We start from the raw sequence: 19,639 nt of genomic DNA on the forward strand, positions 1-19,639 counted from the left end.
GGTTTATATCCTCAAAAGTACATTTATGTATGTGTTTTTGTATAATACATATTAACCAAACTAAACCAAACACAGATGCCCAAAAAAAAGAAATTACACCTTGCTCAGCAAGAAATTTATTTAGGTCAAATGATCGATCCCCAAAGTCCTTTATATAATACTGGAGGATATACTGTTTTAAAAGGACAATTAAATGTAGAGTTATTTAAGAATATTTTAGAAGAACTCCCTAGCTTTTTTGACGTATTTTCCATGAGGTTTAGTAGTTCTAGTAAAGGACCCTCTTATCATTTAGAGGATAAAATACAGAACATTCCTGTTGAAGAGGTTGATTTGTCACATTACGAAGATCCTGTAGCATCAGGGAAAAAATGGATTCAAAAAGAGTTTGACACCCCGTTCAATATTGAAGTGGGTATGCTTTGCAGGTTTGCTTTGTTAAAAATATCAGAGGAAGAATATTGGTGGCAGATGCTTTTTCATCATCTTATTATTGATGGATTTGGATTTACTGTATTGGTAAATCATGTAACAGATAGATATGATCAGTTGATTCAAGAAACAGCCAAGGAATTAAATTATCCATCGTATGTAGAGGCAATCAATAAAAACATAGCTTATTTGTCTTCCAAGCAATTTATTACTGATAAAGAGTATTGGGAGTCAAAATATAAAGAAGTACCCAAGACCCTTGTTACCCCGAAGAACATAGGTAAAGAAGAATTTTCTGGAGGAGAACGATTCTCATACGCTGTTTCAGCCTCAGATAGATCTTTGTTTGAACGATTAACAAAAAATACGGGAGCAAGTTTGTCACAACTTACCATTGCTGCATTGCTTTTGTATTTTGGTAAAACAACAGCAGAGAAGGGTATTTCTATAGGAACACCAATTCATAATAGGGGGGGGAGAACAGAGCGTAATACTTTAGGAATGTTCGTCTCTGTGTTAGCTTATAAAGGGAATTATGATTCAGAGCAATCTGTTTTAGAATGTCTTGCTGAGATAAAAAAAACACAGCGTAATGATATTAGGCACCGTAATTATCCAATTTCATTTTTAAATAGAAGCCTTAATATACTCTCCGAAAGCCGTCAACATATTTTTGATGTCATAGTAAATTATGAACCACTTGGTTTTAGGGAAAAATTAGCTTCAGGTATAGATGTTGAGATAAAGCATATGACCAGTACAAAACATTTACAGTACCCTTTATCCATACGTTGGTGTGATTATGGAGCTGAGATTCCATTGGAGCTTAAGGTTGATTACATGACGCGTTACTTTAGCAAAGAAGATATTGTATTTTTTGTAGATAGGTTATTTTTTATTTTAAGACAATTTGAAGAAAGCTTAGCGAATCCCTTAAATGATATTTTAATAGTACCTAAATCGGAACAGCAATTATTATTGAAAGATTTTCAATCCATTGCTACGAGTTACAGTGCTACGCAAACTGTGGTGGATTTATTTCGTCGTCAGGTAGCAAAGCATCCAGAAGCAGAAGCTCTTATTTTTGGGGATTCGAGCATGACTTATCAGGAATTGGATGTTGCTTCGAATCAATTAGCAAGCCATCTTTTATCATTAGGGGTAACTAAAGAGCAGTTGATTCCTTTGTGCATGGAGCGCTCATTTGATTTGGTCATAGGTATTTTAGGTATTTTAAAATCAGGAGGAGCGTATGTTCCAATAGATCCAAAGTATCCTCAAAGTCGTATTGATTTTATCTTAGAAGACACAAAAGCATCCCTTATTTTAACAGTATCTTCTTTAGAGGATCTTTTCGAGAATAGCTTATCGATAGGAGATATGGTTCGACTAGATGAGCTTGATTTAGCCACTTATGAATCAGCGCCGATTGCTATAGCAATTGATTTAGACCAATTGATGTATGTTATTTATACATCAGGTACTACAGGAGTTCCTAAGGGAGTTTTGTGCTGTCATCGCGGAGTTTCCAATTTAGCCATGGCTCAAGTAAGGGAGTTGGAGTTAAGTTCTCAAGATAGTTTGTTGCAATTTGCCTCGGTATCCTTTGATGCGTTTGGTTTTGAGGTATATGCAGGTTTTATAGTAGGTGCGAGGATTGTCATGGTAACCGATGCGACTATCCATTCAAAAGAAGCTATGGTTCAGGTGCTGAAAGAGTATCAGGTAAGTGTTTTAACATTGCCTCCTACTTATCAACAATTATTAGAAGATGAGTTGTCATCTGTTAGAGTTTTGGTTTCTGCAGGAGAGCCATTATTAGGACCATTAGCTCAACGTTTGCAATCAAAAGGAGTAAAGGTAATCAATGCATATGGCCCTACGGAGAATTCTGTGTGTGCTACTTGGTCAAAGAATCCTATTAGGGAAGATGGAATGGTTACTATAGGAAGTCCATTACCCAATACAGAGACCTATGTTTTAGATGAGGCATTGAGGTTGGTTCCTGTAGGAGTTGTTGGTGAGTTGTGTTTGGCAGGAGTGCAGTTGGCTAAAGGTTACTTGGGAAGACCGGAGTTAACGAAAGAGAAGTTTGTTGCCCACCCATTTAAGGAAGGTGAGCGCCTTTATAAGACGGGCGATTTAGCGAGATGGTTTTCAGATGGTACGCTTGAATTTATAGGTAGGAAAGATGATCAGGTAAAAATACGAGGCTATCGAGTAGAGTTAGGAGAAATTGAGACGGCTTTAGATCAACAGGAAGGGGTTGCTCAATCTGTTGTTGTATTGCGAGAAGATGATAAATCTCATAAAGAGTTGGTAGCGTATTTGGTGCCCTCTCAGGAGGCAATTGATCTTCCAGAATTAAAAAGTTCTTTACAAGACATTCTGCCCGATTATATGTTGCCAAGTGCATTTGTTTTGTTAGAAGCATTTCCTTTAACCACTAATGGAAAGGTTGCTAAAAATATGTTACCTACTCCAGATTCAGATGCATACGATACAGAGAGTTACGTAGCACCATCGACTTCAACTGAGATTGCATTAGTAGGTATTTGGGAGAAATTGTTATCTGTTGATAAAGTAGGGGTTAACGATAACTTTTTTTCATTAGGGGGAGATTCGATCCAAGCGATTCAGTTAGTTAGTTTAAGTAAGTCTCAAGGAATTCACTATGCTGTAAAAGATCTTTTTAAGTATCAGACTATTGGGGAGTTGTCAAAGCACGTTTCTCAGTCAGAAAAGGTGGTAGATAAGGAAGAAGGAGTGTTATCCGGAGTATTATCACTTCATCCAATTCAGCAACAGTTTTTTGAGAAGAAGTTTCATAATAGTGATCATTACAATCAGTCTGTTTTATTGAACTTATCCAAAGATGTTTCATTAGCATCAGTATCTTCAGCAGCAAACACATTATTATCCCATCACGATGCACTTCGTTTGTGTTATACTGCTGTTGAAGATTCTTTTTTACCGACTCAGTTTTATGGTGATTGTTCAGCAGTTGTTGTTTCAGAGCGTGTAGATACTTTATCAGCAATTGCTACTTTAGGAGCAAACTATCAATCATCTTTGAATATCAGCAAAGGAGATTTGGTTCGTTTTGTTTTTATAGAAACTCCTGATGAAGCCTCATACAATCGCTTGTTAATTGTGGTTCATCATTTAGGAATTGATGGTGTTTCATGGCGAATTCTATTAGAGGATTTAAACTTTTTGTTAGCTAATTATCATTTAGGTGTAGAAAAGAATCTACCTTCTAAGGGTAGTTCTTACCGACAATGGATTACTGCATTGGAGCTTTATGGATCTTCTTTGAGTTTGGAGGGAGAGTTTAGTTATTGGTCTGATGTTTTATCTATGTGCAGAGAACTTTCTGTAGATAAGGAATGTTTATCATCGGTTACCTACGCGCGTAGTACGGATTATAATCAGGTTATAGATAGTTCATTGAGTGATTCATTGCTTAAAGAAGTCCATTCTGTTTATGGAACAGATATTAATGATATCTTACTAAGTGCTTTGTCGATGACATTGAGTGCATTGGTTGAAGGAGATGATTTCGTGATCGCCTTAGAAGGACACGGTCGAGAGGAATTATTTTCACACTTAGATATCAACAGAACAGTTGGGTGGTTTACGAGTTTATATCCTTTTAGTTTACCTCTTTTAGGTGAATCTGAGGATATTGGTTCTTTAGTAGCGACCGTCAAAGATCGACTGCGAATGGTTCCTGCTAAAGGAATCGGTTATGGTGTTTTACGATATTTATCTAATTCAGCATCGATTCGTTCAGATTTATCTGTACCTTTTGAATCGATTGTATTTAATTATTTAGGGAGCTTTGAATCTTCTATGAGCTCAGATTCCTCAGAATATTTTCATTTAAGTACTGAAAGTATTGGTTCACCAATTGGTTTGTCTAATCAGAATCCACATAAGATTGCGATTAATGGTTTTTTATTAAACGGCTGTTTACAATTTTCTTGGAGCTATAGTAAGGATCATTATGAAGAGGCTACGATTGTAAGACTAGCGGATGGTTTTAAGGATGCTTTAAATTGTATTGTAGCCCATTGTCATGGTATTTCAGAGGCTATACCAACAAGGATTGATTATTCGTTGCCATTGGATATTTCATTTGAGTCGTTACAAAGTTTTAAGAAATCTTCGATTCATCCGTATGCTATTTCAGATATATATCCATTGAGTCCTTTACAAGAAGGCATGTTATTTCACAGTTTATACGATGAAGGCTCTAATGCTTATGTTGTTCAGCTTGCGTGTGATTTTGTTGGAGCTTTATCGTTTCCTTTATTTTTAAGTTCTTGGCGAGGTATTATTTCAGATCATACGATTTTACGCACGGGTATTTTCAAGGATTCGTTAAGTATTCCTGTACAATGTGTTTATGAGTCTACTACAGCACCTGTCTACGAGTTAGATTTTCGTGATTTAACAGGAGTTGCTCAAGAAGATAGGCTAAGGTCATTTGCTGTCGAAGAGCAATCATTGATAGGTTTGAGTATGGATCAGGGTTCTTTATTCCGCATAAGTTTGGTTCGGTTATCAGATGATCGTTTCCGTATGTTTTTCACGAATCATCATATTTTATGGGACGGTTGGTCTTTATCACGTTTGTTTGGTTGTTTTGTAGAGAATTACCAAGCGCTTTACCAGGGAGGTGATTTGCCATCACGAGCAACGGATCATTATGGTGATTATATTCGTTATTTAGCGAAAAAGAATCCTTTTGAGTCCTTATCATATTGGCGCTCTTATATGGGAGCAATTGTCAGTCCTACTTTCTTGCCTTTTTTACGAGATGTAAACCAGCGCAATAAGGTATCAGGTAATTCCTTTGAGGAGTTTTGTGTTCCTTTATCATTAAATGATTCTCTTCACGCTTTTACAGACGAGCATCGCATAACGGTTAATACATTTGTTCAGGGAGCTTGGGGTTATTTATTATCAAAGTATACAGGTCAAGATTCGGTTTGTTTTGGAGTTACAATTTCAGGACGAGATCCAAAGCTAAGCAATATCACAGACCGAGTAGGTCTTTATATTAATACGATTCCACTATGCATGAGTATTCGTTCAGATCAAGATGTTGTTTCGTGGTTACAATCAATTCAGAGTTCACATACGATCTGTAGAGAAGAACATGGTTATGTTTCTTTAAGAGATATTATAGATGAGAGTCCTGTTTCAGGAGAATTATTTGATAGCCTAGTTGTTTTTGAGAATTACCCTATAGATGCATTGAATACAGAAGAGTTATTGGGCTTTGGTATAGAGAATATCAAGGGAGAAGAAGCTACGAATTACACGCTTTCATTAAGTTTTTCTGAGAATGAATCAGGATTATCCTTTAAGATAATGTACCATAAAGATTTGATATCGAATAGTGTTGTTCAAATGATTGCAGGTCATTTACAAGAATTGATGAAGCAGATGCTAGTACCAAATGTATTGATAGACGATTTGTCATATTTAACAGTTAATGAGAGCTCTTTATTATTGGAAGACTTTCAATCCATTGCTACGAGTTACAGTGCTACGCAAACTGTGATTGATTTATTTCGTCGTCAGGTAGCAAAGCATCCAGAAAGAGAAGCTCTTGTTTTTGGGGATTCGAGTATGACTTATCAGGAATTGGACATCGTTTCGAGCCAATTAGCGAACCATCTTTTATCATTAGGGATAACTAAAGAGCAGTTGATTCCTTTGTGTATGGAGCGCTCATTTGATTTGGTTATAGGTGTTTTAGGTATTTTAAAATCAGGAGGAGCGTATGTTCCAATAGATCCAAAGTATCCTCAAAGTCGTATTGATTTTATCTTAGAAGACACAAAAGCATCCCTGATTTTAACAGCGTCTTCTTTAGAGAATCTTTTCGAGAATAGCTTGTCGATAGAGCATATGGTTCGACTAGATGAGCTTGATCTGTCTACCTATGAATCAGCGTCGATTGATATAACAATTGATTTAGACCAATTGATGTATGTTATTTATACATCAGGTACTACAGGAGTCCCTAAGGGAGTTTTGTGCTGTCATCGCGGAGTTTCTAATTTAGCAATGGCTCAAGTAAGGGAGTTGGAGTTAAGTTCTCAAGATAGTTTGTTGCAATTTGCCTCGGTATCCTTTGATGCGTTTGGATTTGAGGTATATGCAGGTTTGATAGTGGGCGCGAGGATTGTCATGGTAACCGATGCGATTATCCATTCAAAAGAAGCCATGGGGCAGGTGTTGATAGAGCATCAGATAAATGTTTTAACACTACCTCCTTCTTATCAACAATTATTAGAAGATGAATTATCATCTGTTAGAGTTTTGGTTTCTGCAGGAGAGCCACTATTAGCGCCATTAGCTCAACGTTTGCAATCAAAAGGAGTAAAGGTTATCAATGCGTATGGGCCTACGGAGAATTCTGTGTGTGCTACTTGGTCAAAGAATTCTATTAGGGAAGATGGAATGGTTACTATAGGAAGTCCATTACCCAATACAGAGACCTATGTTTTAGATGAGGCATTGAGGTTGGTTCCTGTAGGAGTTGTTGGTGAGTTGTGTTTGGCAGGAGTGCAGTTGGCTAAAGGTTATTTGGGAAGACGGGAGTTAACGAAAGAGAAGTTTGTTGCCCACCCATTTAAGGAGGGTGAACGCCTTTATAAGACGGGTGATTTAGCGAGATGGTTTTCAGATGGTACGCTTGAATTTATTGGTAGGAAAGATGATCAGGTAAAAATACGAGGCTATCGAGTAGAGTTAGGAGAAATTGAGACAGCTTTAGATCAACAGGAAGGGGTTGCTCAATCTGTTGTTGTATTGCGAGAAGATGATAAATCTCATAAAGAGTTGGTAGCGTATTTGGTGCTTTCTCAAGAAACAATTGATTTTTCAGAATTAAAAAGTTCTTTACAAGACATTTTACCCGATTATATGTTGCCAAGTGCATTTGTTTTGTTGGAAGCATTTCCTTTAACTACTAATGGAAAGGTTGCTAAAAATATGTTACCTGCTCCAGATTCAGACGCATATAATACAGAGAGCTATGTAGCACCATCGACTTCAACCGAAGTGGCATTAGTAGGTATTTGGGAAGATTTGTTATCTGTTGATAAAGTAGGAATTCATGATAATTTCTTTGCTTTAGGGGGGCATTCTTTATTAGTGATTAAGTTGCTTTCAAGAATAAAAGCTGCCTTTGCTGTTTCCTTGTCTGTATCAGATGTTTTTTCTGCGAGTAATTTATTTGAGTTATCAGCTGTTATTGAAGCTTCTGATCAAGTACTCACTGAAGTGATTCCTATTTTAGAAAATAGGTTAAAGGTTCCTTTATCTTCTGAACAACAAAGGCTTTGGTTTTTATCAGAACTTGGTCAATCAGATCAATACATTATTCCTCTTTCATTAAGAATTCGTGGGGTTATTGACAGCGCTATTTTAGAGAAGAGTCTAAATTATTTAGTGGCACGTCATGAGTCTTTACGTACTACATTTAGAAAAGATGAATCGGGGGTGGTATTTCAAGAAGTTCGTAATGTTTTACAATTATCTATCGTAGAAAAAGATATGGTTCATCTAAATGGTGAAGATAAAGAAGTACTTGTAAAGAATGTTTGTAGAGATTTTCTAATGCGTTCTTTTGATTTAGAGCAGGATGATTTGATAAGAAGCATGCTGGTTCGTATATCAGCAGAAGATTTTATCTTTTGCTTATCGGTTCACCATATTATTTTTGATGGTTGGTCTTTACAGATTTTAATGAAGGAATTAGCTTCTGTTTACGAATCGTTTCTTGAATCTGCCTCACCCGTATTACCTGATTTGCGTTATCAGTATTTAGAATATGCTAACTGGCAATTATTAAATGTATCTTCGGGTTACTTATCTTCAGGCTTGTCTTATTGGGAAGAGCGTTTATCAGGTCACATAAATTTATCACTCCCTGTAGATTATAAAAGACCCAATATGGCGAGTGGTTCGGGTAATACTGTTCAGCGAGAGATAAGTTTTGAATTGAAGTCATCATTAACAGATTATAGCCAGGGTTTAGGCGGTAGTTTATTTACCGTTCTATTAAGTAGCGTTTACTTGTTACTGCACAAATTCAGTGGTCAGGAAGACATTTGTATAGGTATTCCAACAGCGAATCGATCAAGGAAAGAATTTGAGAGTATTATTGGTTTTTTTGTAAATACTTTTGCTAGTCGTTTATCTTTTTCATCATCAGAAAGTATACGTGTTATTTTTGAAAGAGTTTTGACGGGGTTGCTAAGTGATCGAGAATATGAAAGCATTCCTTTTGATAAGGTAGTAGAGGCTTTACAGCCAGATAGAGATACTTCAGTGACTCCCTTTTTTCAAGTTCTTGTGAACTATCTTGTTTTTGATGGAGGTTTTCGTCTAGGAGATACAAATGTTTGTGGGGAGTCTATTGATTACAATATTTCAAAGTTTGATTTAGAAATAGAGTTTGTGGATTATCCAGGTAATTCTTTGGCTATTTTATTGAATTACAACACGGATATCTACAAAGAGTCAACGGCTGAAAGAATGCTAGATGGTTTGGTGTATGTTTTAGAGCATTTTGTGTCTAAAGAGCATCAAAGTTTAAGAGATTTTAGTATTGTTTCTGCTTCGGAGAGCTCATTATTATTGAAAGATTTTCAATCCATTGCTACTAGTTATAAGGTTACGCAAACTGTGGTGGATTTATTTCGTCGTCAGGTAGCAAAGCATCCAGAAGCAGAAGCTCTTGTTTTTGGGGATTCGAGCATGACTTATCAGGAATTGGATGCAGCTTCGAATCAATTAGCAAATCATCTTTTATCATTAGGGGTAACTAAAGAGCAGTTGATTCCTTTGTGCATGGAGCGCTCATTTGATTTGGTCATAGGTATTTTAGGTATTTTAAAATCAGGAGGAGCGTATGTTCCAATAGATCCAAAGTATCCTCAAAGTCGTATTGATTTTATCTTAGAAGACACAAAAGCATCCCTTATTTTAACAGCGTCTTCTTTAGAGGAACTTTTTGAGAATAGCTTGTCTATAGGACATATGGTTCGACTAGATGAGCTTGATCTAGCAATTTATGAATCAGCGCCGATTGCTATAACAATTGATTTAGACCAATTGATGTATGTTATTTATACATCAGGTACTACAGGAGTTCCTAAGGGAGTATTGTGCTGTCATCGCGGAGTTTCCAATTTAGCCATGGCTCAAGTAAGGGATTTGGAGCTAAGTTCTCAAGATAGTTTGTTACAGTTTGCCTCGGTATCCTTTGATGTATTTGGTTTTGAGATATATGCAAGTTTGATAGTAGGTGCGAGGATTGTCATGGTAACCGATGCGACTATCCATTCAAAAGAAGCTATGGTTCAGGTGCTGAAAGAGTATCAGATAAGTGTTTTAACACTGCCTCCTACTTACCAACAATTATTAGAAGATGAATTACCATCTTTATCGTCTATTAGGTTTTTGGTTTCTGCAGGAGAGCCATTATTAGCATCATCAACTCAACGCTTGCAATCAAAAGGAGTAAAGGTAATCAATGCATATGGCCCTACGGAGAATTCTGTGTGTTCTACTTGGTCAAAGAACCCTATTAGGGAAGATGGAATGGTTACTATAGGGGGGGCATTACCCAATACTGAAATGTATGTTTTAGATGAGGCATTGAGGTTGGTTCCTGTAGGAGTTGTTGGTGAGTTGTGTTTGGCAGGAGTGCAGCTGGCTAAAGGTTATTTGGGAAGACCAGAGTTAACGAAAGAGAAGTTTGTTGCCCACCCATTTAAGGAGGGTGAACGCCTTTATAAGACGGGTGATTTAGCGAGATGGTTTTCAGATGGTACGATTGAATTTATTGGCAGGAAAGATGATCAGATAAAAATACGAGGCTATCGAGTAGAGTTAGGAGAAATAGAGACGGCTTTAGATCAACAGGAAGGGATTGCTCAATCTGTTGTTGTATTGCGAGAAGATGATAAATCTCATAAAGAGTTGGTAGCGTATTTGGTGCCTTCTCAGGAAGCAATTGATCTTCCAGAATTAAAAAGTTCTTTACAAGACATTCTGCCCGATTATATGTTGCCAAGTGCATTTGTTTTGTTAGAAGCATTTCCTTTAACCACTAATGGAAAGGTTGCTAAAAATATGTTACCTGCTCCAGATTCAGATGCATACAATACAGAGAGTTATGTAGCACCATCGACTTCAACTGAGATTGCATTAGTAGGTATTTGGGAGAAATTGTTATCTGTTGATAAAGTAGGGGTTAACGATAACTTTTTTTCATTAGGGGGAGATTCGATTCAAGCGATTCAGTTAGTTAGTTTAAGTAAGTCTCAAGGAATTCACTATACTGTAAAAGATCTTTTTAAGTATCAGACCATTGGGGAGTTGTCAAAGCATGTTTCTCAGGCAGGAAAGGTAATAAACAGGGAAGAAGGAGTGTTATCCGGAGTATTATCACTTCATCCAATTCAGCAACAGTTTTTTGAGAAGAAGTTTCATAATAGTGATCATTACAATCAGTCTGTTTTATTGAACCTATCCAAAGATGTTTCATTAGCATCAGTATCTTCAGCAGCAAACACATTATTATCCCATCACGATGCACTTCGTTTGTGTTATACTGCTGTTGAAGATTCTTTTTTACCGACTCAGTTTTATGGTGATTGTTCGGCAGTTGTTGTTTCAGAGCGTATAGATACTTTATCAGCAATGGCTACTTTAGGGGCAAACTATCAATCATCCTTGAATATCAGCAAAGGAGATTTGGTTCGTTTTGTTTTTATAGAAACTCCTGATGAAGCTTTATACAATCGTTTGTTAATTGTGGTTCATCATTTAGGAATTGATGGTGTTTCATGGCGAATTCTATTAGAGGATTTAAACTTTTTGTTAGCTAATTATCATTTAGGTGTAGAAAAGAATCTACCTTCTAAGGGTAGTTCTTACCGACAATGGATTACTGCATTGGAGCTTTATGGATCTTCTTTGAGTTTGGAGGGAGAGTTTAGTTATTGGTCTGATGTTTTATCTATGTGCAGAGAACTTTCTGTAGATAAGGAATGTTTATCATCGGTTACCTACGCGCGTAGTACGGATTATAATCAGGTTATAGATAGTTCATTGAGTGATTCATTGCTTAAAGAAGTCCATTCTGTTTATGGAACAGATATTAATGATATCTTACTAAGTGCTTTGTCGATGACATTGAGTGCATTGGTTGAAGGAGATGATTTCGTGATCGCCTTAGAAGGACACGGTCGAGAGGAATTATTTTCACACTTAGATATCAACAGAACAGTTGGGTGGTTTACGAGTTTATATCCTTTTAGTTTACCTCTTTTAGGTGAATCTGAGGATATTGGTTCTTTAGTAGCGACCGTCAAAGATCGACTGCGAATGGTTCCTGCTAAAGGAATCGGTTATGGTGTTTTACGATATTTATCTAATTCAGCATCGATTCGTTCAGATTTATCTGTACCTTTTGAATCGATTGTATTTAATTATTTAGGGAGCTTTGAATCTTCTATGAGCTCAGATTCCTCAGAATATTTTCATTTAAGTACTGAAAGTATTGGTTCACCAATTGGTTTGTCTAATCAGAATCCACATAAGATTGCGATTAATGGTTTTTTATTAAACGGCTGTTTACAATTTTCTTGGAGCTATAGTAAGGATCATTATGAAGAGGCTACGATTGTAAGACTAGCGGATGGTTTTAAGGATGCTTTAAATTGTATTGTAGCCCATTGTCATGGTATTTCAGAGGCTATACCAACAAGGATTGATTATTCGTTGCCATTGGATATTTCATTTGAGTCGTTACAAAGTTTTAAGAAATCTTCGATTCATCCGTATGCTATTTCAGATATATATCCATTGAGTCCTTTACAAGAAGGCATGTTATTTCACAGTTTATACGATGAAGGCTCTAATGCTTATGTTGTTCAGCTTGCGTGTGATTTTGTTGGAGCTTTATCGTTTCCTTTATTTTTAAGTTCTTGGCGAGGTATTATTTCAGATCATACGATTTTACGCACGGGTATTTTCAAGGATTCGTTAAGTATTCCTGTACAATGTGTTTATGAGTCTACTACAGCACCTGTTTACGAGTTAGATTTTCGTGATTTAACAGGAGTTGCTCAAGAAGATAGGCTAAGGTCATTTGCTGTCGAAGAGCAATCATTGATAGGTTTGAGTATGGATCAGGGTTCTTTATTCCGCATAAGTTTGGTTCGGTTATCAGATGATCGTTTCCGTATGTTTTTCACGAATCATCATATTTTATGGGACGGTTGGTCTTTATCACGTTTGTTTGGTTGTTTTGTAGAGAATTACCAAGCGCTTTACCAGGGAGGTGATTTGCCATCACGAGCAACGGATCATTATGGTGATTATATTCGTTATTTAGCGAAAAAGAATCCTTTTGAGTCCTTATCATATTGGCGCTCTTATATGGGAGCAATTGTCAGTCCTACTTTCTTGCCTTTTTTACGAGATGTAAACCAGCGCAATAAGGTATCAGGTAATTCCTTTGAGGAGTTTTGTGTTCCTTTATCATTAAATGATTCTCTTCACGCTTTTACAGACGAGCATCGCATAACGGTTAATACATTTGTTCAGGGAGCTTGGGGTTATTTATTATCAAAGTATACAGGTCAAGATTCGGTTTGTTTTGGAGTTACAATTTCAGGACGAGATCCAAAGCTAAGCAATATCACAGATCGAGTAGGTCTTTATATTAATACGATTCCACTATGCATGAGTATTCGTTCAGATCAAGATGTTGTTTCGTGGTTACAATCAATTCAGAGTTCACATACGATCTGTAGAGAAGAACATGGTTATGTTTCTTTAAGAGATATTATAGATGAGAGTCCTGTTTCAGGAGAATTATTTGATAGCCTAGTTGTTTTTGAGAATTACCCTATAGATGCATTGAATACAGAAGAGTTATTGGGCTTTGGTATAGAGAATATCAAGGGAGAAGAAGCTACGAATTACACGCTTTCATTAAGTTTTTCTGAGAATGAATCAGGATTATCCTTTAAGATAATGTACCATAAAGATTTGATATCGAATAGTGTTGTTCAAATGATTGCAGGTCATTTACAAGAATTGATGAAGCAGATGCTAGTACCAAATGTATTGATAGACGATTTGTCATATTTAACTATTCATGAAAGGGATAAGTTAAGCTTATTTTCCAATACTTTGGAGGTGCCTAATCAACATAAATCAGTTATAGGTATGTTTTTGAATCAGGTAAGAGAGTTTCCAGATAGGACAGCTATTACCTTTGGAGAAGAGTCGATGAGTTATGAAGAATTGCATGAATGTTCTGATAAGGTTGCGTGTTATTTACAACAACAAGAATCAATTATAGAAGGTAGTATTGTTGGTGTTTATATGGAGCGTTCAATCGATTTGATCGTTGGTATTTTAGGGATTTTAAAAACAAGAAGTGCTTATGTTTCTTTAGATCCTTCTTATCCATCAAACCGATTGCAAACAATTATCTCAGAATCTAGATTGAGTACGGTACTAACTTCTGTTGATACTAAGTTAGATTTAGAACTTCGCTCTAACGTTATATCTTTAGTAACTATAGATTCAATTTTATTAGCAGAAGCGTTATCATCACTGAGTTTAAAGATTCCTTATTCTGAACAAGATGCAGTTTATATTCTTTATACTTCAGGCTCTACAGGAGTCCCTAAAGGGGTAACAATGTGTAATACTTCTTTGGTAAATTTATTAGAATGGCAGGAATCTCAGTTTGAGAATAAGTTGAGTCGTAAAGTTTTACAGTTTGCAAGTATTAATTTTGATGTTAGTTTTCAAGAGATAGCGAGTACGCTTTGCTTTGGACATGAGTTAGTTATGATTGGTTCAGAGGAGCGAAAAGATATGGAGCAACTTATACAGGTAATTAATATACATGCTATTACGCATTTGTTTGTGCCTTTTGTAGTCTTGGAGAGTTTAGCATTGAGTGCAAGATCAAATGGATTGTGTCCGAAGAGTTTGGAAGAAATTATTACAGCAGGAGAACAGCTACGTCTTCATTCTGAAATTAGGGATTTTATTGATGAGATAGGATGTAAGTTAATCAATCAATACGGTCCATCTGAGACTCATGTTGTGAGTAGTTATTCTATTACTAATATTTTAACGGCTAATTCACTGCCTTCAATAGGAAAACCTATTTCAAATACGGAGCTTTTAATATTAGATGATTCTCATGATCTTGTTGCTGTAGGTGTTATTGGTGAATTATGTGTTTCAGGAATTTCTTTAGCAAATGGTTATTTATACAAACCAGAGTTAACGAAAGAGAAGTTTGTTGCCCACCCATTTAAGGAGGGTGAACGCCTTTATAAGACGGGCGATTTAGCGAGATGGTTTTCAGATGGTACGCTTGAATTTATAGGCAGGAAAGATGATCAGGTAAAAATACGAGGCTATCGAGTAGAGTTAGGAGAAATTGAGACAGCTTTAGACCAACAGGAAGGGATTGCTCAATCTGTTGTTATATTGCGAGAAGATGATAAAGCTCACAAAGCGCTAGTAGCGTATTTGGTGCTATCTCAGGAAGTAATTGATTTTTCAGAATTAAAAAGTTCTTTACAAGACATTCTACCCGATTACATGCTACCGAGTGCGTTTGTTGAGTTAGATGAATTACCATTAACACCCAACGGAAAGGTTGCAAAGCAATTATTGCCTGCTCCAGATTTAGAGGCATACGATACAGAAAGTTACATGGCGCCATCGACTCCAACCGAAGTAGCATTAGTAGGTATTTGGGAAGATTTGTTATCTGTTGATAAAGTAGGAATTCATGATAACTTCTTTGCTTTAGGGGGGCATTCTTTATTAGTGATTAAGTTGCTTTCAAGAATAAAAGCTTCCTTTGCTGTTTCCTTGTCTGTATCAGATGTTTTTTCTGCGAGTAATTTATTTGAGTTATCAGCTGTTATTGAAGCTTCTGATCAGGTGCTTACCGAAGTGGTTCCTATTTTAGAAAATAGGTTAAAGGTTCCTTTATCTTCAGAACAACAAAGGCTTTGGTTTTTATCAGAACTTGGTCAATCAGATCAATACATTATTCCTATTTCTTTAAGGGTTCGTGGGGTTATTGATAGCGTTATTTTAGAGAAGAGTCTAAATTATTTAGTGGCACGTCATGAGTCTTTACGTACTACATTTAGAAAAGATGAATCGGGGGTGGTATTTCAAGAAGTTCGTGACGCTTTACAATTATCTGTCATAGAAAAAGATATGGTTCATCTAGATGGTGAAGATAAAGAAGTACTTGTAAAGAATGTTTGTAGAGATTTTCTAATGCGTTCTTTTGATTTAGAGCAGGATGATTTGATAAGAAGCATGCTGGTTCGTATATCAGCAGAAGATTTTATCTTTTGCTTATCGGTTCACCATATTATTTTTGATGGTTGGTCTTTACAGATTTTAATGAAGGAATTAGCTTCTGTTTACGAATCGTTTCTTGAATCCGCCTTACCCGTATTGCCTGATTTGCGTTATCAGTATTTAGAATATGCTAACTGGCAATTATTAAATGTATCCTCGGGTTACTTATCTTCAGGCTTGTCTTATTGGGAAGAGCGTTTATCAGGTCACATAAATTTATCACTCCCTGTAGATTATAAAAGACCCAATATGGCGAGTGGTTCGGGTAATACTGTTCAGCGAGAGATAAGTTTTGAATTGAAGTCATCATTAACAGATTATAGCCAGGGTTTAGGCGGTAGTTTATTTACCGTTCTATTAAGTAGCGTTTACTTGTTACTGCACAAATTCAGTGGTCAGGAAGACATTTGTATAGGTATTCCAACAGCGAATCGATCAAGGAAGGAATTTGAGAGTATTATTGGTTTTTTTGTAAATACTTTTGTTAGTCGTTTATCTTTTTCATCATCAGAAAGTATACGTGTTATTTTTGAAAGAGTTTTGACGGGGTTGCTAAGTGATCGAGAATATGAAGGCATTCCTTTTGATAAGGTAGTAGAGGCTTTACAACCAGATAGAGATACTTCAGTGACTCCCTTTTTTCAAGTTCTTGTGAACTATCTTGTTTTTGATGGAGGTTTTCGTCTAGGAGATACAAATGTTTGTGGGGAGTCTATTGATTACAATATTTCAAAGTTTGATTTAGAAATAGAGTTTGTGGATTATCCAGGTAATTCTTTGGCTATTTTATTGAATTACAACACGGATATCTACAAAGAGTCAACGGCTGAAAGAATGCTAGATGGTTTGGTATATGTTTTAGAGCATTTTGTGTCTAAAGAGCATCAAAGTTTAAGAGATTTTAGTATTGTTTCTGCTTCGGAGAGCTCATTATTATTGAAAGATTTTGCTTTTTCAGGTATTCTTTATTCAGAGGTAGAGGTTAGTGTTTGTGAGCTGTTTCGTCGTCAGGTAGCAAAGCATCCAGCTACCGTTGCAATTGTTTTTGAAGAAGAAGAGTTGACGTATCAAGAATTAGATGAACGAAGTACTCAGTTAGCTTTATACTTACAACGTATAGGAGTAGAACAGGAGACTCTTGTTGGTGTTTTTATGGATAAATCTATAGAGTTAATGATTAGTATTTTCGGAATATTAAAGTCAGGAGGAGCTTATGTTCCTTTGAATACGGAGTATCCTAAAGAAAGGCTCAGTTACCTTATAGAGGATAGTATTTTCAAGGGTAATAAAGAAGGAGCTCTGAAGCTGATATTAGTTCAATCAGATTTAGAACTCCCATCATTATCATTTGAAGATAAATTGACGAGTGTTGTCATAGAAAAGGAATGGGCAGCTAATCGCACTATTATCAATACAGAAGGGAATTTAAAAGAATCTTTAGTAGGAAGTAGTTTAGCCTATGTTCTTTATACTTCAGGATCTACGGGCAGGCCTAAAGGAGTGATGGTTGAGCATCAGAGTATTGTTCGTTTAGCTATAGATAGTCAGTATTCAGTATTGGATTCTTCAAGTGTTATTCTTTCAACAGGCTCATTATCATTTGATGCAACTACTTTTGAGTTTTTTGGAGCTTTGTTAAATGGAGGTAAGCTAGTGTTATCAAAGAAAGAGAGTTTATTAAGTAGTGATTCTTTTTCAAAGTTATTGAAATCTCATTCAGTAACTATTTGTTTTTTAACTACCAGTTGGTTAAATCAATTGATAGATACCGATATAGCTATATTTAGTAGTCTTGAGACTCTTTTAACAGGTGGTGAGCGAATGTCACCCTATCATATAAAAAAGTTAAAGGACCGCCATGTTAATTTGCGAGTTCTCAATGTTTATGGACCTACAGAGAATACAACATTTACCACATTTTATACCATCGATAAAGTTACAGGGGATGTCCCTATTGGTAGGCCAATTAGTGATGATCATGTTTATATTTTAACTACTGAATTTGAATTGCAACCAATAGGTGTTTATGGAGAATTGTGCGTTGGTGGTAGAGGTGTTTCAAGAGGGTATTTAAATAATCCTGATTTGACAAGAGATAAGTTCATACGCAATCCATTTGGTGAGGGCGTTTTATATCGAACAGGAGATTTGGCTCGATGGAGAGAGGATGGTAACCTAGAGTTTATGGGGCGTAAAGATCATCAAGTAAAAATAAGAGGTCAACGAATAGAGTTGGAGGGGATTGAGGTGCTGTTAAACAGCGTGTCTTTTATTGAGGATAGCGTTGTTGTTGTTAAAGAAGATTTAGGAGGTAAAGAATTAGTGGCCTATTGTTTAGTTTCAGACGAGCTAAGTTTTGATCGAGATTATATAAAGAACCAATTATCAGCACTATTACCAGATTATATGGTTCCCAAATTTATCATTAGTGTTGAAGAGATTCCTTTAACATCCAACGGTAAGAAAGATCGAAAATACTTTGAGGAAAAGTCGATTGAATTTATGGGAGAAAGTTACGTAGCGCCATCAACCCTAACTGAGATTACATTGGCGGGTATATGGGAAGAGTTGCTATCTGTTGATAAAGTTGGGATTTATGATAACTTTTTTGCCTTAGGTGGACATTCTTTATTAGTGATTAAGTTGCTTTCAAGAATTAAAGTTTCGTTCGAACATAAAGTAACTGCTCAACAAGTTTTTCAATTTCCGGTACTAAAAGATTTGTCTCGTCTAATAGAAAATTCAGAAGAATTAATTATTCCTTCAGGGTTGGTGAAGATTAGTAAGCAAGATAATGTTAAAAAAGAAATGATTTTTTGTGCTCCAGGGGCAGGAGGCAATATTGTGTCTTTTTATGCTTTGGCCGAAGTATTGGAAAATGATTACACCGTTTATGGTTTTCAGGCATATGGATTGGATGGTATAACAGCATCTCATACGAATATCAAGGAAATTGCTACCCAAAATATTAAAGATATGCAAGCTGTAGATCCAGAAGGGCCGTACCGTTTGGCAGGGTATTCCATGGGGGCCAGTGTGGCACATGAAATGACACTTCAGCTTCAAGAAAAAGGCTTTGAGGTGAGTGAAATTATTTCTTTTGATGGTTTGCCGAACGCTGGGATTATGAGCTCCGAAGAGAAGACTTCCATCGAGGTTGCTTTTATCAAAGATCTTATAAGTATTTATCAGATGCTTGTTGAAGCATTTATAGAAGAGTCATTTTTTACGAGTACTATCGAGGAAGAAGAATTAAAATCTTTAAATGAATCAGAGCAGTTAGATTTTATTTATTATCGACTTGTAAGTTTAGGATTTGATGCTATGAGTAAAATGGAGTTTCATAATTTTGTATATATGTTTTTAAAGCATCAAGGTATTTGGAAGGAATATTTGCCTAATGAGAATCGAAAATATCATGTTCCTGTTACCTTATTCAGAGCAGAAGAGGGAGCTATTGGTGTAAAAGATGAGGATTATGGATGGAGTCATATGACAGAGAAAGAAGTCACTATTTATAAATTATCAGCTTCTCATATGAATCTTTTAAATCCACCACATGTTTATAAGATAGCAGAACAACTAAAAGAAAATAAGTACAAGAGAGAATTAAGTAATTCAGTTTTGATGGATAAATAAAAATAGTAGGTCTGCAGTAATACCATGCTGCAGACCTCTAATTTTTGTTTGACGGGATCATTTTATTCATAAGTTAAATCTTTTTTCTTTAAAATTGGTAGGGCATAAAATT

At 36.0% G+C, this 19,639-nt stretch carries 1 protein-coding gene; it reads left to right on the forward strand.

All coding sequences use genetic code 11. The features are described 5' to 3' along the window. Positions 1-75: 75 nt before the first annotated feature. Positions 76-19,527 (forward strand): non-ribosomal peptide synthase/polyketide synthase, encoded by a 19,452-nt coding sequence (locus AC2GW8_RS12030; RefSeq protein ID WP_440880114.1) that lies wholly within the window; start codon positions 76-78, stop codon positions 19,525-19,527. The last annotated feature ends 112 nt before the right edge of the window (positions 19,528-19,639 follow it).

The organism is Tenacibaculum profundi (genome assembly GCF_057162725.1).